Source organism: Novosphingobium olei, assembly GCF_037076535.1.
In the GTDB taxonomy this organism is placed as follows: Bacteria; Pseudomonadota; Alphaproteobacteria; order Sphingomonadales; family Sphingomonadaceae; genus Novosphingobium; species Novosphingobium olei.
Genome location: NZ_AP029021.1, coordinates 598,657 through 618,122, shown reverse-complemented (window position 1 = coordinate 618,122; position 19,466 = coordinate 598,657). Strand labels below are relative to the sequence as shown.

10 protein-coding genes are annotated in these 19,466 nt (G+C 60.7%); 5 read left to right on the top strand and 5 right to left on the bottom strand.

Annotated elements, in window-relative coordinates:
• Positions 1–95: 95 nt before the first annotated feature.
• Positions 96–677, bottom strand: coding sequence for a thermonuclease family protein (locus AACH40_RS02880; protein ID WP_338644124.1), 582 nt, complete (start codon positions 675–677; stop codon positions 96–98).
• A gap of 60 nt (positions 678–737) precedes the next feature.
• Positions 738–1,295, bottom strand: a complete 558-nt coding sequence (locus AACH40_RS02875) for a lytic transglycosylase domain-containing protein (RefSeq protein WP_318248295.1) — start codon at positions 1,293–1,295, stop codon at positions 738–740.
• A gap of 171 nt (positions 1,296–1,466) precedes the next feature.
• Here AACH40_RS02875 and AACH40_RS02870 point away from each other — a divergent pair, with 171 nt between their 5' ends.
• From AACH40_RS02870 to AACH40_RS02855, 4 genes are all read left to right on the top strand, one after another.
• Positions 1,467–2,375: a DUF7146 domain-containing protein gene (locus AACH40_RS02870; protein WP_338644123.1), complete on the top strand. Its 909-nt coding sequence runs from the start codon at positions 1,467–1,469 to the stop codon at positions 2,373–2,375.
• Between the two features lie 73 nt (positions 2,376–2,448).
• Positions 2,449–6,690 carry a strawberry notch family protein gene (locus AACH40_RS02865; protein ID WP_338644122.1) on the top strand — a complete coding sequence of 1,414 codons (4,242 nt, stop codon included), beginning with the start codon at positions 2,449–2,451 and terminating at the stop codon, positions 6,688–6,690.
• A gap of 53 nt (positions 6,691–6,743) precedes the next feature.
• Positions 6,744–7,157 (top strand): MbcA/ParS/Xre antitoxin family protein, encoded by a 414-nt coding sequence (locus AACH40_RS02860; protein ID WP_338644121.1) that lies wholly within the window; start codon positions 6,744–6,746, stop codon positions 7,155–7,157.
• Positions 7,154–7,888, top strand: a complete 735-nt coding sequence (locus tag AACH40_RS02855; protein WP_338644120.1) for an RES family NAD+ phosphorylase — start codon at positions 7,154–7,156, stop codon at positions 7,886–7,888. The genes AACH40_RS02860 and AACH40_RS02855 overlap by 4 nt, the downstream gene beginning before the upstream one ends.
• Before the next feature lie 65 nt (positions 7,889–7,953).
• Here the strand turns inward: AACH40_RS02855 and AACH40_RS02850 are convergent, their stop codons facing one another.
• From AACH40_RS02850 to AACH40_RS02840, 3 genes are all read right to left on the bottom strand, one after another.
• Positions 7,954–8,466 (bottom strand): DUF6933 domain-containing protein, encoded by a 513-nt coding sequence (locus AACH40_RS02850; RefSeq protein WP_338644119.1) that lies wholly within the window; start codon positions 8,464–8,466, stop codon positions 7,954–7,956.
• A 218-nt stretch (positions 8,467–8,684) separates the two neighbouring features.
• Positions 8,685–9,590: a 3'-5' exonuclease gene (locus tag AACH40_RS02845; RefSeq protein WP_338644118.1), complete on the bottom strand. Its 906-nt coding sequence runs from the start codon at positions 9,588–9,590 to the stop codon at positions 8,685–8,687.
• A gap of 13 nt (positions 9,591–9,603) precedes the next feature.
• Positions 9,604–17,076 carry a CHC2 zinc finger domain-containing protein gene (locus AACH40_RS02840; protein ID WP_338644117.1) on the bottom strand — a complete coding sequence of 2,491 codons (7,473 nt, stop codon included), beginning with the start codon at positions 17,074–17,076 and terminating at the stop codon, positions 9,604–9,606.
• Positions 17,077–17,408: 332 nt separating this feature from the next.
• Between AACH40_RS02840 and AACH40_RS02835 the strand changes: the two genes are divergently transcribed.
• Positions 17,409–19,397: a ParB/RepB/Spo0J family partition protein gene (locus AACH40_RS02835; RefSeq protein ID WP_338644116.1), complete on the top strand. Its 1,989-nt coding sequence runs from the start codon at positions 17,409–17,411 to the stop codon at positions 19,395–19,397.
• Positions 19,398–19,466: the final 69 nt, after the last annotated feature.

The window sequence follows — 19,466 nt, the reverse complement described above, 5'->3', positions numbered from 1 at the left end:
GACATTTTGGGTGCCTGATCGGAACGTCCGCGCGTGGTCGGATCCTGCCGATAAGTCCCACAACAAATGTTGACCAGTCAATGGCACGGTCACTTTCAGCACCACGGTTCACGACGCCCAGTCCATGTGCGAGCCAGCCCCTCACGCACAAGCTGGTCCCCAAGTGATTGGCCGCCCCGAACAACGACCCGAAGCTTACGCCCAAATCGGTCTTCGTCGCGGTTTCCGATCGGCCGGACCTCGAAAGTGCCTTCGTTCAACAGGTCGCGAAGCCGGTAAGTCGCCTTCATACCAAGCTGGTACTCAGAATCACACTTGGGTTCGCTGATCTCGGGCGTATCGATATCTGCGATCCTGATCTTCTCGCCCTCGAGCCAGAAGGTATCTCCGTCTACGACGCAGGTGCGGCGTGTAATTCCGCAGAGCTCGAAGCGCGCTGAGGTGCTTCCGGCCATCAGCGAAAGCTTAGGCGCGAGTTCTGACGGGGCGGTCGAGGTCAGACCGGACACGGGCCAATTCAATGCCAACATCCCTCCAGCGAATACGATCGAGAACGCGCCTAGACCCAACATCCACTCCTTGCGCCGACGCTTGTCGTGCTGCTTCTTCAGTTTGTCCCGGAAATCGAAGCGAACGATATTGTCATCCTTCGTGCCTCGATCTTCTTTTCGAGCCATCAAATTCGGCCTTCCCCACTCCAGCAATCCACTCTTCGTATATCCCTAGACGAATACCTTTCATATGCGCGAGCCAATTGCTTGCCATCGTTCGAGCACGCTGCGGACATAGCCGGGCGTCTCACTATTTCTGGGAATGCCGCCAGCACGCGAAACCGCTCCAGGTCCAGCATTGTAGGCAGCGAGGGCGAGATGGATCTGCCCAAACTTGTCCAGCATCTCGCGTAGGTAGCGCGCCCCGCCATCAATACTTGCGACAGGATCATGCCGGTTCGTGATGCCGAGGTACCGAGCCGTGCCTGGCATCAACTGCGCCAGCCCCGCCGCGCCAGCGGGGCTGATCGCCATCGGATTGAACCGCGATTCAGTCCAGATCAACGCCTGCAACAAGCCTGTGGGTAGGCCATATCGAAGCTCTGCCTCTCGCACACTCGCCAAATAAATCACCTCGCGGAAGGAGGGCGCGAACGCCGCCTTGCTCAGACTCAAATTCGTCTCATCGTGTGCCGGAAGGGCCGGCTCGACAGCCTCAGGTTGTACAGGGGTAGGTCGATGTTCGAATATCGCGAAGGATGGCGAGTCTGCTTGGGCTGAAACCTGCACCGCGGAAACGCTCATCAGGAGCATCCCTATCATTCCAAATCTGATCATCGTCCATCTCGTCGCATTGCCTCGAATCAAAACGGAACGTATGGTGAACAATGAGGTGTAGGAAAGTGCTTTTACGCGGGCGATTGGGAGGAGAGCTCGCTCGCAAGGGGGCGGTATTTTGAGCTTGAGGAGCCCCGCATGTCCCACGCGTTATCCAGTCCTACCGGCTCGTCCCTTGCGTCAGTGGCAAAGCAGCTTTGCGAGGAACTGGGAGGGTATTGGTCCGGCTCCAAGGGCATGGCGCGATGTCCCGCCCACGATGATCGTACGCCCTCCCTCGGCGTAACTCTGGGACGCCGCGCCATCCTCTTTCATTGTTTCGCGGGCTGCAGCCAGGATCAGGTCCTTACTGCGCTCGCCGCACGCGGTGTTTCGCCGCGAAGCATGATTTCAGGGAGGATCGAAGCCGATGCTGGCGTCAGCGTCGGCAAGCCCACCTACCATGCGTTCGCAGAGCGCATCTGGCGCGAAGCAAGACCAATCGACGATACTCCCGCCAAGGCTTATCTTCAGGCCCGCGGGATTCGTGCGGTCTCACGCGCCCTCAGATTTCACCCTCGCACCCCGCTCGGACCGAAGGGGAACACACAGTACTTGCCTGCTCTGATCGCGGCAGTGGCGATGGATCATGGGCTGGTCGGAATTCACCGCACGTTTCTTAACCCGCTGAGGCCCGCGGTTCCCCCTTTCGCCAACCCCAAGCGTGCACTCGGGAGCTTGGCATCAGGCGCAGTTCGCCTCTTCGAACCTGTCGACGGGCGGCTCGGGCTTGCCGAAGGTATCGAGAGCGCGCTTGCTGCCAAGGCCTTGACCCAGGTCCCTTGCTGGGCCTCACTTGGCAACGAGCGTTTTGGCCTCGTGTCGATCCCGGAAAGCGTGCGTGAATTGCACCTGTTCGTCGACCATGATGCAGGCGGCGATCTTGCCGAGGAACGTGCGCGCAGCGCCTATGCTTGTGAAAACCGAACGATCGTCACGCGTCGCCCGCGCGGTCACGGGAAAGACTGGAACGACGCTTTGCAAGCGTGGCTGCGGTCCAAGCCGTGACGTGAAGAGAGAGGGGAGAAGGCCTTTGGCTGATTGAGGCCTGCCCGCGGCAGGACCTCGTCAGGAGGCTCCCATGTCCAATTCTTCCCTTGCTTTTGCATTCGATGAACCATCACCGCCCGCTGTTGCCACGGCGGCCCAGATCTTGGCTTCAGAGCTCGCCGCAGGCCGCGCGCTGTCACGCAGCGACGTTACGCGGATTATGAGCGAGCACTTCGGGGGCAGCGATGCTCTCGGGCGTTGGTCGGTGCGTGACGCCCACGCAGCTCTTGAACTGGCACAGGTTCAATACCTGCAGACGTTCGATCAGATCCAGCTCTCGAGCCCGATTGATGAAGCGGAACAGTTCTTCTGCAGGCTCGATGACCGAATTCCGACCCAGACCAATCGCAGCGACGAGCAGATTGAATGGCAGCAGTTTGCAACGCCGCCGCGCCTTGGCTGGCTTGCTGCTCGGGCCTGCGTGCTGGCCACTGATGAACTTGTGCTGGAACCCTCAGCCGGAACGGGGATGCTCGCGGTCTGGGCGGCCAAGGCTGGCTCGCGCCTTGATCTCAACGAAATCTCGCCGCTTCGCCGCGACTGCCTGAGCGCCTTGTTCCCCGCGGCCAGAGTGACCGGCCATGACGCTGAGCTGATCGACGAACTGCTCGATCCAGCCATCGTCCCAAGCGTCGTCTTGATGAACCCTCCCTATTCCCAAGGCATTGAGCGAGGGCACGATAGTCGCACTGCCTCGCGCCATCTGCGGTCGGCCTGGAACCGTCTGGCGTCCGGGGGGCGGCTTGTCGCGATCATGCCTGAATGGTTCGACTGTGCGAAGTTCTTGGCGGGGCTGAAGGGACCGATCTCGCTGCGGCTCAATGCCGTCGTCGAACGCGCGTTCGTCAGGCAGGGCACCGCCATCACCACGCGGCTGTTGGTCTTCGACAAGGTGGAAGGCTCCAATGAACCTGTCGCCATCCGCACAAACGACTTCCGCCAGCTGGTCGATCTTGTCGATGCTTTGCCGGCTCGCGCCAGCTTGGAGGCTGTTACCGAGCACTCGAGCCTTCCGGTTCGTTCGCCGTTTCGCCTGGTGGCGGTGCCGCGCAGGCCGCTGCCGACACCAGCCAGGATCACGCCTACGGCATCCGCCATCGGGTCGCTCACCTACCGGTCGCTCGAAACCCCTGCGCCGCTTGCCCCTCAGGTCGGCCACTATCTGCCTTATCGCCCGAGCAGAATCGTGATCGATGGCGCGGCCGAGCATCCGACGCCGCTCGTCGAGTCCGTCGCCATGGGGTCGATCGCCGCACCAATTCCCGAAGCTGTGCCCCAGCTGCCCGACGGGCTGGTTGCTAAGGGGCTGCTGTCTGCTGCCCAGGCAGAGACGCTGATCTACGCTGCAAGCGCCCATGCGCGCGATCTTCCCGGCCGGTTCGAGCCAGAGGACAACGGCTGCTCGCTCAAGGCATCGGCAGAAGGCCAGACCTACCGGCAGGGCTATTTTCTCGGGGACGGAACGGGCGCTGGCAAGGGCCGTCAGGTTGCGAGCGTCATTCTTGATCGATGGGTGCGCGGGGAACGCCGCCATATCTGGATCTCGAAAAACGAGGCACTGCTGGAAGATGCCCGGCGCGACTGGGCAGCGCTGGGCGGCCTACCGATCGACATCCAGCCGCTTGCGTCTTGGAAACTCGGCACCCCCATCGCCATGCGCGACGGGATCCTCTTCGTCACCTATCCGACCCTCCGTTCAGGCCGAAACGACGCAACGCGGCTGGACCAGATCCTCGCCTGGGCCGGTAAGGATTTCAACGGCGTGATCGTGTTCGACGAAGCGCACGCCATGGCCAATGCCGCTGGCGGCGAAGGCTCGCGAGGCAAGGTCAAAGGATCGGAGCAAGGCATTGCCGGGGTGCGCATGCAGAACCTCCTGCCCCGAGCGAGGGTGCTCTACGCCTCGGCCACAGGCGCATCCGATGTCAACAACCTCGCCTATGCCACGCGCCTCGGCCTCTGGGGTCCGGAGACCGCCTTTGCCAATCGCGAGACCTTCGTTGCCGACATTCGCGACGGCGGCATCGCCGCGATGGAACTGGTTGCGCGGGACCTCAAGTCGCTCGGACTCTACACAGCCCGGGCTCTTTCATTCGCCGGTGTCGAATATGAGATCCTCGAGCATTGCCTGACCGAGGATCAGATCGCGATCTACGATGCCTATGCCGAAGCCTGGGCGATCATTCACGCCAACCTGCGTGAAGCGCTGGAGGCCACGCGGATCGTCGACAGCGAAACCGGCGGGACGCTCAACTCGGGTGCCAAGTCTGCAGCGCTGTCGATCTTCGAGGGAACCAAGCAGCGCTTCTTCGCGCAGCTGCTTCTGTCGATGAAGCTCCCCAGCCTGCTGCCCGCGATCGATACGGCGATTGCCGACGGGCATGCTGTTGTCGTCCAGCTTGTCTCTACGGCAGAGGCTATGCTCGACCGGCGACTTGCCGACCTGTCTGACAAGGAACGCGAAGCTCTCGAGATCGACCTATCCCCGCGGGAATATGTGATCGACTATCTCGCCAAGAGCTTCCCCGTCCGCCTGATGACCGTGTTCACCGACGAAAATGGCAATCCCCGCTCCGAGCCGATGAGTGACGAGCATGGCGCTCCCGTGCTCTGTCGCTCTGCGCTTTCCGCACGCGACCGGATGATCGAACAGCTCTGCGCCCTGCCGCCGATTGCCACTGCGCTCGATGCCATCATCGAACGCTTCGGCGTTGACCAGGTTGCGGAAGTCACCGGTCGCACACGTCGGCTCATCGTCGACCGTGATGGTCGTCAGAAACTCCAATCCCGCTCGCCGCGCGCCAATGTCGCCGAGACCCAGGTGTTCATGGACGGCGCCAAGCGCATACTGGTGTTCTCCGATGCCGGAGGAACGGGGCGCAGCTACCATGCCGATCTGGCCGCGAAGAACCAGGCCCGCCGCGTCCACTTCCTGCTCGAGCCGGGCTGGCGGGCTGACGCCGCAATCCAGGGGCTCGGCCGGACCAATCGCACCAACCAGGCATCGGCTCCGCTGTTCAGGCCCGTGGCCACCGATGTGCGCGGCGAGCGCCGCTTCATCTCGACGATCGCGCGGCGCCTGGACAGTCTTGGTGCTCTTACGCGCGGGCAGCGCCAGACCGGCGGGCAGAACCTGTTCGATCCCGCTGACAATCTCGAAAGCATCTACGCCAAGGAGGCGCTCCATCGCTGGTTCGGCCTGTTGTTCACCGGCAAGCTCGAAGCCGTCAGTCTCGGGCGCTTTCAGGAGCTGACAGGTCTCCGGATCGAAGCGCCTGATGGTTCGATGGTCGATGACCTGCCATCGATCCAGCGGTGGCTCAACCGCATTCTTGCGCTTCCCATAGCCCTGCAGAACGCGATCTTCGACGAGTTCATGGGGCTGGTCGAAGCGCGCATCGATGCCGCCCGGCAGGCCGGTACACTCGACCTTGGCCTGGAGACCATCGCGGTCGAGGACTTCACGGTCCTGTCCGACACGCTGCTGCGCACCGATCCGGCATCGGGCGCGACCACCCATCTCCTCGAACTGGAAATCGCCAGAGCCTTGAAGCCACTCATACTGAAGCGGCTCGAGGAGCTTCACGGCATCACCGGGCAGCGGCAGCGGCCGGTTCGGAACGCACGCTCAGGTCGAGTCGCCTTGCTGGTGCCCGCCCGAAGCATCCTTGCCGATGACGGTACGCGCGTCGCCCGCTTCGAATTGCTGCGCCCGCTCAAGCGCAGTCACATCACCGAGGATCAGTTGGCGGAGAGCAGCTGGGAGGATATTGCCATCGACGCCTTCCGCGATGCCTGGTCAACCGAGGTCGCGGAGGCGCAAACCAGCCACAAGCGCGAGTGCCTCTACCTTGCGACCGGCCTCCTGCTGCCGGTCTGGGACAAGCTCCCTTCGGATTTTGTCAGAGTCAGCCGCATCTCGGCGGCGGATGGCCGCTCGCTTCTCGGCCGGGAGGTTCCTGTCCCTTGTGTTCCGGAACTGTGCCGGGCGCTGGGTCTCGAGCGGGAACAGACGCTGTCCGCCGATGACATCGTGCAGACCGTTCTTTCGACTGGCCGGGCCATTGAATTCGCGGGCTGCGAGCTGCTTATAGTCAAGCGCAGCCTGGTCAATGGCTCACAGCGACTTGAGCTTACGGGATGGAGTGCTGCTCGGCTCGACTGGTACAAGGCCCAAGGCTGCTTTACCGAGATCATCCGCTATCAGACCCGGCTCTTCGTGCCGATCGAGGGCGCGGCGAGCGTGATTGCCAGACTGGCATCATCGGCATAGTTCCTTGCCAAATGGCATTATATGCCGTATATGATGCCATATGGAGAACTGCCATGCTGGCTCTGCAACCCGTCGATACTGCCGTTACCGCCTTCCGGCCCGATCCGATTACCCAGGACGAGGCAGCTGCCATGTTCCGGGCGGTCCTCAATCTGTTCGGTAAATGGGAGCTGACCGACGAGCAGGCGGCAACGCTGCTCGACATGCCAGTGCGCTCCTATCGCCGATGGAAGGCGGAAGGCCCCGGACGTGTTTCGCGCGATGGGCGTGCGCGTCTCTCCAACCTCATGGGCATACACAAGGCGCTCCGAATCATCTTCTCGGAGGCGACCCGCGGGTATGCCTGGATTAGGGCAGCCAATGATGCGTTCGGAGGCTCCAGCGCCCTCGATATGATGCTCGGAGGTGAACTCACTGACATCATGCGGGTGCGTCGCTACCTCGACGCTGAGCGCAGTGGCTGGTGAGCGAAGCAGCAGAAATTCCCGCTTCTAGAGTTGAGTGGAAGGGCGCTGTCAGGATCATCCGCAGCGCCTTTCCGCCGATCGACCTGTTCGAGGACATCGCCGATCCCGCGGACTGGCCGCTGCTGATTTCGGCCGAGCAGAAGACCAATCCTCGCATCATGGCGACGATTGGTAATCTAGACCTCGTTCCAGTAGATCGGCGCGTCGGCGGCAACGGCGCCTCCTACCTCATGGCGCCATTCACCCACGTCAGCACTGACCGGCCGAGCCGCTTTACGGATGGCAGCTATGGTGTGCTCTATGTCGGGGACCGGTTTGAAACTGCACTGTTCGAGACGATCCACCACCATGCCGGTTTCATGGCACGGACAAAGGAAGCGCCTGGCTGGACTTCGCAGTTCCGAGAGATCGTCGTGTCAGTCGACGCAGACTTGCATGATCTCCGAGTTATGGCGGGAGAGCCAGGTCCGGCGCTTGATCCCGACAGCTATGCTGCATCTCAAGCGCTCGCGCGGCACCTCAGGGGCGCGGGATCGGACGGCATTGCCTACCCGAGCATCCGGCACCCCGGCGGGGAATGCGTCGCGCTCTTTTACCCGGACTGCGCGTCAAATCCGCTCCAGAGGCGGCACCTCGACTATCACTGGGATGGCCAGCGCGTTGACCTTGTCCGTGATGCCGGATCTGGGGCTGTTTTCCGTATCGTCGATTTGCCCATCGATCCTGTCTGACCGCGTAGGCTGGGTTTCCGGCCGAGTGCTGTAGGATCTCCGAGCGCAACTGATGGCCAGCAGGCTTATACCTGTGCACCAACCTTCACGAGTTCATGAAGGGCTCTGTCCGGCGAAATCGGCCCCTTGGATAACGGGCTACATGGGGTCTCCGCGAGCTTAGCCGAAATCGCCAGGAGGTCATCATCGTCGCCCTTTTGATGAGCATAGGCGGCGAGCCAGAATTCGGCCTGCTTAACGAATTCAATGAGGATGCCCACGACACTCCGGTTCGCGGTCTTTACATATTGGACCTTGTCCATCTGCCAAACTTCCTGAGCGATGAATTCGCTTGGGACGCCGTGCTCCTTCAGAACCAGCACCAATTGTGCGGGGAATCTTCGAGCAAGCGTGGCCGCCGGGGCCAGCGGCATAAGCACGGGAAGCAGCGTGCGCTCAGAAACCAGCAACGCCACCTGCGGCTTCCAGAACAGGACGGTGGCATACCAATTGCCCAGTGCGGTGTCGCTCTGTCTGGGCTCAGCGATCTCGGGTTTGATCCGATCAAGCAGCTTCTTGGTGCAGTGGAGGTGGAGCATCGCGTCAAATGGATAATGTTATGTGTTCAGCACGTCCATTAACGCGACATGCATTGATCAACGGTCGGGATTGAGCGACCCCCGCTAGGACTTTGCAGCGGTTTGGAATCCAAGCATCAAACAACAGCTTTCGCCACCAACGGCCACCCCAGATATAAAGCCCTTGCTTCGGAAAAAAGTGTTCTTCGATAGCGTTCGCTGAATGCCAACGTGGGGCTCTAAATCGCACGCATAGAATAGCGCTGAAAGGCAGTTATCTCAAACATCGGAAGACGCACCGGCGACCGGAAGATCTCCGATTGTAGGAAATCTACCTCGGCGTCGACCAGATCGGAGGGAACCTCCTTCCACCACGCCCTCGGGCCAAGCGCTCGGTCTGCATTCCATTTGTAACCGCGATGCTTCAAAACGTCCTTCATCTCGAATGGCGCGGCATCCGCGAATATTCGCCAAGTTGGCTGGCGCGCAGTCCTCAAGACGCTGCTGAGCACCCGCTCGCCACTCTTTGGAAGCGTCATCGTCAAAAGCGCAATACCGGCCTCGCAATCATCGACCGCGCGGTGCGCGTCGAAAAAATACTTAAAGCCCGACAAGAGCTCCGACAATCGCCGCCCTTCGACGCCCTCTTCCTTCCAGGGAACATCGCACATCGTGCAGGCCCACGGTTTGGCGGAAAATATGGGGGAGATCCGTTCGACGAGCGGTCGGTCGAACGCGGCATTGTGGGCGATTATGATGTTCGCTTGCTCCACAAATGCTTCGATTGCGGGGATATCCAGCCGGTGACCAGCTACAAGCTCGTCTGTCAGGCCAGTGATTGCGGTTATCTCGGCGGGAATCGGGTCCGCTGGCTCATTGAACTGGTGCAACGGCTGTCCAACCGAAACGATTCGCTCGTCAAGGCCGTATTCGAACGGCGTGACGGAGATTTCGATTATCTCGCTGACGCGAACATCTAGGCCGGTACTCTCAACATCTAGAAACATGCCCGTTCGAGTCTGGACACCGTCGCTCGGCTCGATGCGTTGACTGAGCTTCAGTCGCCGGAGGACCCGAAAATCTCCCGACGCCTCAAGTCGGCGTGCCAGGTCTTCAAGGCAGCGTTCAGAGTCGGTGTTAGTCATCTGTCGCTCCACGTCAGCCGATGCCCCGCGGTGGTTCGTCCTGCATCGAGCGAGGGACGCCAAGCAATGGCTTGTCGCTTTTCAGCGGGTCTTCCCCTTCGACCGGAGCCACCGCACTGTTCGTTCCCGGCAGCCATCGATCATCGACGTACAGCCAATCGACGAGAGCCGGCAATGGTGTCATTGGCGGCATTTCATAGCGTTCGGATCTGAAGGAATCGGTCCGTTTACGGAGCCAGGCAGGATCGTCCGCAAACTCCTCAAGCACGCGAAGCGCCGCTAGCGTTTCGGCGATGGCGGCCTGATATTCCGGTGACGGTTCCTCATCGCGGGAAGCGACATTCAGTTTCGCCCGCCAGACGGATTCGAGTTCTAGCGCCTTGGCGAGCTTGCTGCGTGCCTCCGCAAAGGTGAATGCTTTCCCATCGATCGTCCGTGACCGGGGCTGACGCTGCTTGTTTGGATATGCGCCGACGCCGGCATGCCCCCCCTTTTCCGTCGCGAAAAAGATTGGAAGATGCGCGACAAGCCGCAAAGACCGATGCTGATAATGCGGTCGGGGGCGCTGATCCGTGGTTCTTAGCAAGTCTAGGTCGGCAATGACCATAGCCGCTTCGGTGTCGCCTAAGGGGCCGCTGTGTGAATCGCCAAGCTGGAAGATGCCCGGAGCCTTGGATCCGTAGGGCGTCTTGATCCCTTCGGTCCGCTTCCACCCGTCGAGGCCAATGAAGCCGCTCTGACCGCAACTCGCATGCGGTACGACGGCATTGCAAAATGCAGTGACCAGTCCAGCAGCCAGATACTGGTTTTGCCCGAAAATATGATAATCGGCCGATCGGGTCGTCATGGCGGGAAGGACAATCAGCGTCCGCTGGAGCGCTTCGCCTCTAAGAAGCGCGCGGTTGGTGTCACCGGCGACCTTGGCTGCGTTGCGAAACGCCGTCCATCGAGCGAACTCGTAAATGTCATTGCTGACATGGTTGAACATTGTCTCGCCGCCCTTGCCTAGGCCGTATCGGTCAGCGAGTTCGTTGTTTTCCTCAATGATGCCGACGAAGTTCGCGCTGCTGGCATGCGGAAACATCTCCGAGCAGACGAGTTCCAATGAGAACGTCCCCAGCTTGAACGGATCCCTTTCGTCGACCAGCAACGGGTGCCATGGCTGGTCGAATGGCGGCCTGATCAATTCGCCGGCCGCAGCGGATGGGTAGCGCTTCTGCCGCGCATAATGCTCCACTTTCACGATCGCGCGGTCATCGACCTTCGCCTGCAGACAGGTCAAAACGGCTGTATGCGCCTCCCAACGGTTGATCCCCGGTGGTAACGGTCCGTCGATGGACGACCTATAGGGGGCCGTCGCGTTATCACTGAAATCCAGGTCGAGTTGTGTCGCATTGGGAACTCTGAAGGTGCCGCACCAAACGGTAATTTGCCGTGGTTGCGTCTTAAGCTGACGCGCAAGCCAGTTGATCGTTTCCGGTCGGAGACTGTATTCCGGGAATACGAGGCCATCGACCTTGAACTCCGCGCAGGCCTTCAGAACTTCCCGGATCAGCGCGCGGCGGCGGTGTTCAGACGTCGAAAGAAATACGCCGCCATTCTTAACGGTTGCCGGGTCAGCTGGCTTGTCACCGGAGGGAGAGACCAAACCTTCGTAAACCCCACCCTTGTGTCCCGGGCTGTAATAGCTGTCGGCAACATCCCATTGGACCAGCGCAACTCGATGCGTGCCGAAATTCTTGGCAACGGAACGATCGCTCCAGGATCGGACGCGCTTTCTGTCGATAAGCGCCAATGCCTCATCCAGCGTAATCAGATCGGACTGCGCGGATGGAACTATGGTATTTTCTAGCGAGGTCGCGGGGTCCTGGCCGGTAGAGGGATCCTCTAAAGTGCCTTCAACGATTACCGGAACAGGCATGACTTCCGGCACCGACCGGCGCTCCGCAGGAGATGACTCAGTCTGGAGTGATCCTCCGAATGCGGCCTCGCCAAGCTTGCGCGAAACGAGATGCAGGCCAAGGATTTGATCGCCGCGGCGCGAGATCGAATACGGGAAGCGCATCCGGCTGCCGACCGGATAGGCCTCCATCGAAGCGCCACGTTCGCCTCGCACATAAGACACATCAATCTGCCACTCGGCAAGGCTGACGGAACTGCCGTCGGCCAGGCGCATGATCGGACGGTCGGCTTGGCTGTCGCCAGTTCGGGGATTCGACCAAGATATTTCATCGCTAACGCTGATTGCCGTCGAGTCGGTGACTTGCCGCAGAAGCGATGGCAGATCGGAGGGGCGTTGCAGAAGAAGTTGCTCGAACACGTCCCACGGCCAATTGGGGGCGTTCGCGGTCGCTTCCGAGCTGCTAGCAAAATACCGCAGGAGGCCTTGGAGCGCAGCTTCAGCACCGGCAGGTCCAGAATGTATCTGCCATAGGGTCGGGCGGGTAAAATTGCCTAGCTGGCGTACGGGCACGACTTGGATGAGTATAGCGACCAGCACGACCCAGCCGGACGGCGTGATCTGGTCGCGTACGAAATTGAGCCCCCCGCGTTGGCCTAGAACCACTTGGCAGAACGCGCGCACGACCCTGGTAACCTGAATGGCGAGACTGGGGTCGGTGGTTGCCGACCCCTCATTGATCATGATTAGATCAAGGCCCACGATGTCCGATACCCAAGCAAGATCAAACTCGGCATCGGCGAGAAGGTTAAGCGAGTCCTCGGGCAAGCCGGCCGCGATTTCAAATGCTAGCGCCCGCAGATCCGCGATTGCAGCGAGTGTTTCGGCACCAGCTTCCAGCGCATTTAGCGAGTCCGCGGCGTCGCCAGGGATGTTTGTGCCCGCATTCCCGATTGCCACTGACAGTGTCTGCCAAGCCGCGGCGCTACGTCGGTGCGGCAGCGAGTGCGGGGTAGTAATGTCCCAGTGCTTAGCAGCTTCAGGAAGCGCGCGGCTCACCCTTCTGGTCGCTCGAGCAAGAAGCTCGGCTGCATTACCGTTCGAAGTAAGGTCGTCGAGCGCATTTATGCGCTCGCTCATGAACATTCCTTCAGAGACGGCTGCGACCAAGCAGGACGCCGCTTCGGCAGCGGTGCCGGCACGATCGAAACTCTCGAGCAACGCCAGGGCGCGGCGGATGCGCGTAGGGATCGGATTATCTGGCGCACCCTCGCCCGGCCCCCACCGATCGGCCCCAGAAAGCCGGGGAAGCACGCGCGCGACGATAGCTTCTCGCCGATGGAAATCCTCATCCAGCGCAGTTGCGGCCTGGGCATCCATCCCGGCGTCATCGTCATGGGATGGCTCGGCGCGGTTACAGGCGTCCCGCACGGCCCAGCCATAGCGCCACAAGTCCGCTCCATCCGAGTAAACGCCGCGCGCCTCCAGCGAGGGCCCGACACGGACGAACGCGTGGCCGTCGACGCTTGACCGAGGCGCCGGCCATGAAATTAGCTGCACGCTCGAAAAGTCGATAACGTCATCTGCGATGTTAGCGAAGAATGAGAACGCTGTCGGGACTGGCACACGTTCGGCATCGAGATTGAGTTGTTGCGCGAACAGGGTGAACCCCGCGCGGTAGAGATTTGCGATTTCTGCCGGCGACCATCTCCGGTCATTCTCGACTAACAGTCTGCAGCCTGCGGGGAGTGTCGCTTCTCGCAAGGCGACGCCAGGCACAGTCTGCTCATTCAAATCCGTCCAAGTCACGCCAACCGGCGGGGCTTCTGCTGCGTCGGGCGACGCGAGCAGTAAGCGACCATTAGGACACCACAACAGAATTCCGGAGGACTTAAGGCCCGGTGGCGAGGGCAATGGCATCGCGCCCGGCGCGCCAGCAATCAACCGTGTCAACCGTGGTCGACGCGATGCGATAACGCCAAACACGGCGTACGTGACGTTGACCAACGTCGCTGCTGCATCAAGTTCGATTTCGGTCGGAGGCTCTGTACCTCCATCGATATCATTCCCCGGAGCCCAGATGCTTAGGATCGATTGTGTAGCGTTGACGACTTCGTTGGGGTCACGCAGCTCGGATCGCGTAAATGAGCCTGGACCTTCATCCTCACCATGGGCTGCTGCGCGCTGGAGTTCGACCAGTGTCTGATTAAGACGGGAGAAGGCTGCATCCGATGATTGCCCGCTCGCGACGACGAGGGTCGGCAACTGGCGTTCGAACGCGGCGTCGTGCTTAAGAAGTGAATGTAGCAAGCCCTCCGGTAGGGCCTGACCGCCACCTATATTCGGCAGAAGAAACTTGTGCAGGTGCGTGAACTGGAACGTGCGTTCGCGCGGTCCCAGCTGCTCGGCGGCGAGGCAGGCGATAATTCCGATCTGGCAGCGCGTGTCGAAACGTGAAAGCAGCCGGCCATCGTTGCTGCCAAGCAGCAGTGCTTCGAGCGGTGTAAACGGATCGTCAAGTACCGAGGCAGATAAGGTCTGCAGGTTGCGCGCAATGCGTTCGCACAGTTCTTCACCGAATGTGCCCGGAGGAACCGCGAAACGCAACGCCCTGTCTAGGCCCTCCATTGCCGCCAAAGCGATGTCGAGCCGGTCAGTTTCGGTTGCAAGTAGCAATGCGCGGGGTTCTGCCCTGGCGAGTAGCTCTGCAAAGGACGCAGCCAGACTTTCGCCCGAGGTGTCAGTCAGTCTGTCAGACGCGAAGCACCATAGGCGTCGATATGCATTGGCGCGGTCGTTAAACCGGATGTCTGCCGCAGTAAGTGCGATGCTGATCTTGGCGACCCCAATCTCGGCATTTCCCGGATTGTCGAGATCCGGATCAAACAGAAGACCGAGCGCCGTGCGCCGATCGATTTCGCCTGCGTCGGCAAGCGGGTCCATAGCCTCGGTCGTCGGCAAATCGGCAAGCGGTCCGGAAAAACCGAAACCTGCACGATTGTCGGTGATCCAGCCGCGCGCCTGCGCCCGCGTCATCGGTGGGGGCGTCACATTCTTGCGATTGAGCGACAAACCCTTGAGCGCAATCAGAGATTCAACTTTGCGACGAAGTTGAGCGGCAGTCTCGAAATCCCGGCAGATTATGACAACGTCATCGACGTAGCGGGCGTAGGCGGCCGAGCATCGGTCTTGGTCCTCTGTCTCGCCTTGTTCGGTGTCAGCCTCATTAAGCCTGGCAATCTCGGCGCCCATCATGTCGTCGAGGTCGAAAAGAGCGATATTTGCGAGGTAGGCGGAAAGGTCAGGCCCCTGCGGAATGCCCCGCTTTGCCTCCTGTATAGCTTCCTCGCCGGAAACTGGGTTGAAATAGCGAAGTCCGAAGCTGTGCTGGAGCAAGAACCGGGTGAAAACTTCGGATCGCCCCACCGCATCCGCACGTTCGGAAGGAGCGAGCAAGGGCGCGAACGAACCAATATCGCCATCTGCAAAATTCAGGCAGTGGAGTGCGCGTTCGAGCGGTTGTGCGAGAGCATCGCTGAATATGTCGGATCGAATGTGATCGTAAAAGCCAGTAATGTCGAGGCGCAGGATTTGCATCTCGTCATGACGAAAACGCCTGATACGACCATCGAGAAAATCGATGAACGAGCGCCAACATTCGAAATAGGGTCGAAAGATACCCTCACGCCTTGGCGGCGTAAGTCCGTTTACGATCGCCATGTCGATCTGGTAGGCAAAGCTCAACGCGGGTTGTCGGCGCCCATTGCCGGTCTTGTAGATGCCCCCATCGAGTACACAATCGCGCGCATATCGTATGGCCGGGATGCTGTCCGCAAACCTTGGACAATCGTCGCGGTCCCGCAGCAATTCGATTAGCGCATATTGCTGAAGAATTGCGTCGTGCGCAACGGGTCCGGCCTTGAGCCTGTATTTACCGTCTCCTTTGGGCAAATGCCGCGTCAGGAGCGGGCTCGAAGGCCCGTCCGCCGCTGCCAGCCTCGCCCGATGGATGTGAAAAAGAGGGGACGCAGCGATCGCAAGTCGTTCCCAAGCTTCGTCATCAAGGGGATACTCTCGGCGCGAAGTCGACGAGCGTCCGAGTGTCAGTGCGGTGAGAAGGTCTGAGCGATCGTCTGCAGGATCGCGAAACTGCTCAAGAAGCTGCGGCGCCTGCGACGACGCAGCCTGCCGGCCCCCATAGCTGCTTACCAAGGCCGCGAACTGAGCCAGGCCAGAATGTTGATCTGCGATTGGTAATGTGGCGATGATCCGCGCCCAGTCCAGGTCGCGCAGCGAATATGCGACGCTTCGGGCAATCGATGCGAGCCGGAGGCGGTTGACCGACGACCAATCTAGCTTGGAGGGCTCTGTCCCCAATCGATAAGCTGCAAGAAATTCAAGTGGCCCAGCGCCCGCTGCCGCTAGCAGATCCCGCGCCGTTTCAGAGGATTTACCGCGCAAGTAAGTGTCGGGATCAACCTTAGCCACGGTTCCCGCCGGTGTGGAGATGACTGTCAGATCGAATGGATGACCATGTTCCAATAACTTGAGGAGATGCAGCACGGCATCGTACGCACCGCGCTTGCCGGCATCATCCCAATCGAAAAAGATGTAAAAGCGGAGCTCGCCATCAAATTCGGCAACTAATTCCTGAATTCGGATGATGCGTTCGATCTGGCCCGGCGTGATCTGCGCGCCGAGAACGCCTAACGCATGAAGACCCATCTGTTCGAGACGGAGGACATCAAAAATTCCCTCCACAAGATATATACTAATGACTTCACGCCGGCCAGTAAGACGCATGTCCTGAAGTGCCTTGAGCAGGCGTCCTTCGCCATAAAGCGATTTCCTGCGAGGAAAGTCGTATGAATAGAGATATTTTGGTTTTTGATCGTCAAGCGCGCGCGCAGCGAAACCGACAATCTCGCCCTGCGGCCCGTCGATCGGAAACACGATGCGACTGCCGCTAAAGAAGCCGCGCAACTTTGGTCCGTAGAGATCGGCGACCTGGTCACCGGCATCGTCGCGTCGAAGCACGCCTGCCTCGACGAGCTGCTCCTCGATCGTGCGGTCGACTCTCGCGCGTTTTATCAGATCGTCGAGACTTGATTTTGCCGCGCCTCTTCTGCGAAGAAAGTCCACATCGAACCCTCGCTCCTCGCAAAAGGCGATGAACTTTGGGTCCGTCGCCGGCATATCATCGAGGCTTCGCGCGAGAAGGGCCGCTCCAGTCGTACGATTGACGACCGGTTGGCGCACAGAACTTATCTCGACACCCTCAATCGAAGCGAGGCGCTGAACCGCCTCCCAAAACGAGACCTTCTCATAATTCTGAATGAGGGAGACGACGTCGCCATGAGCGCCGCAGACGAAACAATGATAATGGTCGCGCTCAGCTCGCCCTACGCCACCGCGATAGAGATTTAACGACGGATCCTTGTCATCATGGAACGGGCAAATGGCACGGCGCGGTTGCCGGGACCTGCTGTCCACCTGCAGTCCAAGCCGCACGGCGACACTTGCAATATCGGCTTGCTCAATAATCCGAGCAATGTCCGAAGATCCGATTTTAGGTCCGCGAGCCAAAGGATCCCCCCATGAATTCCAGCTTTTTCAATTGAACCCCAGTTATGCTGCTATCATGCGATCCTCAGATTAGTAAGTCACTGAGAAGGCTTTAGACGAATTCAGCGGATGCAACCGGAAGCCATGCATCACTGTAAACTCAGCAGGAGGAATGCGAGACCCTAGCCTAAAAGGAGCCCAACCGGATCGCCCGCAACCATAGCCATTCGTCATTGCCCGTGGCTATCGGAAGATTTGCTGCGAAAGCACAAGAGTGGAGCGGGCTTTGCCCTGATTGAGCCATTTGGGCGTCGATGGTCGATGCACCGGGCTCACAATCAGGAGTGTGTCCCATGATCAAGTCGATCCCGCTGAACAGGCTCGTCCAGTCTCCCCGCAATGTCCGCCGTCACGGCGATCCAGCTGCCGAAACCGAGCTCAAGGCCAGCATCGCAGCCTGCGGCCTGCTGCAGAACCTCATCGTCAGGCCCGCCGCCAAGGGCAAGTTCGAGGTCGAAGCTGGGGAGCGTCGCCGCCGCGCGATGCTCGCGCTCGCCGACGAAAAGATCCTTTCCCGCGATCACGAAGTCACCTGCCTCGTGCTCGAAGACAGCGCTGAGGCCGCGATCGAAACCAGCCTCGCAGAGAACTTCCACCGTCTGGCCATGAACCCAGCCGATGAGGCCCAGGCCTTTGCCGCGGTGGTGGTAGGAGGTGCGACGGTTGAAGATGTTGCCCGCCGCTTCGGTCTGACGGTCCGCTTTGTCGAGGGCCGTCTGCGCCTTGCAACGCTTGCGCCGGTCGTGTTCGAGGCCCTTGCCTCAGGCCAGATCACTCTCGACATCGCCAAAGCCTTTGGCGCGACCTCGGACCAGGAGATCCAGACCCGCGTCTTCGAGCAGGTCTCCTCGGCCTACTATGCGCCCAATCCCGACAGCGTTAGGCGCATGGTCCTCTCCGGGACTGTCCGAGGCAGCGATCCACGAGCACGGCTTATCGGCCGCGATGCCTACGTCGCTGCCGGCGGCCGGATCGAGCGCGAACTGTTCGATGACGACGACAGCGAGTCCTGGGTCGATGTTGCGCTGCTCGAGAGCCTCGCGACGGCAAAGATGGAAGAGCAGGCCAAAGCCCTCGCCGCCGAGCAGGGTCTTGCCTGGGTCAAGCCGACGCTCGATCCCTATGCCAGCCACGATCTGGTCGAAGGGCTGGTCAGGCTTCCCGCCGAACCGGCGCCGCTGACCGAAGCCGAATTGACGCGGCTCGACGATCTCGATGCCTCCTATGACGAACATGCGGCGATCCGCGAGGATGAGGACAGTGCCGAAGAGGCCGTGGCAGCGGCCGAGGCGGCCATCGAGGCCATCGAACGCGAATGCCAGGAAATCCGTGCCCGACCGCCGGTTATCGCGCCCGAGCTCAAGGCCGAGGCAGGAATGGTGCTGGTGCTCTCCCGCGATGGCACGCCGGTTCTCCAGCCGGTGTTCTACGGCGAGCGTCAGGCTGAACCCACCGAAGCCGACGACGGGATCGAAGTCGTTGCAGGCGAAGAAGGTTCGGACAGGCGCCGGACCACCTTGTCGAAACGTCTGGTCGACGAACTCGCGATGCAGCGCCGCGACGTCCTTGCGCTGCATGTTGCCTCTGACCCCGGGCTTGCGCTCGATGTCATGGTCTTCACGCTGGCTGATGCCGATACGCACGACTGGCGGGCGCGGGCTGCAACCACGCTGCGTGCGCCTCTTCCGGCAGGGCCGATCATTGGCTTCGAGGCCAAGGATGCTCCGGCGAGCGGCGCGCTGGCCGTGCTCAGGTCCAGTCTCGACGAAAGCTGGCGTGCAGGCACCGATGCGACTGCCCGCTTCGATCTGTTTCGGGCGCTGCCCGATGAAAGCCGGGCCGCCTGGCTTGGCTTTGTCGTTGCCCGGTCGCTCGAGGCAAGCCTCAACATGACGGGCGAGCGTCAGCTGCCGTTCCAGGATCACCTTGGTAGCCTGATCGGCATCGATATGGCACAGTGGTGGCGCCCGACAGCAGCCAACTACTTCGACCGAGTGTCGAAGCAGGTGATCCTCGATGCGCTGACCGATGTCGGCGGTCTCGAACTCTCTTCGCGCTTTGCCTCGGTCAAGAAGGGTGACCTCGCGATGAGCGCCGAGCGCGTCTTCGCCGGCACCTACATCACTGAGGTCGAAGTTCGTGAAAAGGCCCTGGCTTGGGTGCCTGAGGTCATGCGCTTCGGCTCCGCTGCGCCGGAGGCTGGCGAAGCCGAGATCGACGCAAGCGACGCTGAGCTCGGTGTCGACAAGGAAACTCATACCCCCCGCGAGCTGGCCGCCTGACCTCCTCCTGACAGGCAAGGCCACTCGTACCTCGAGAAGCGGTCCTTCGGCTTACGCCGGAGGGCCGCT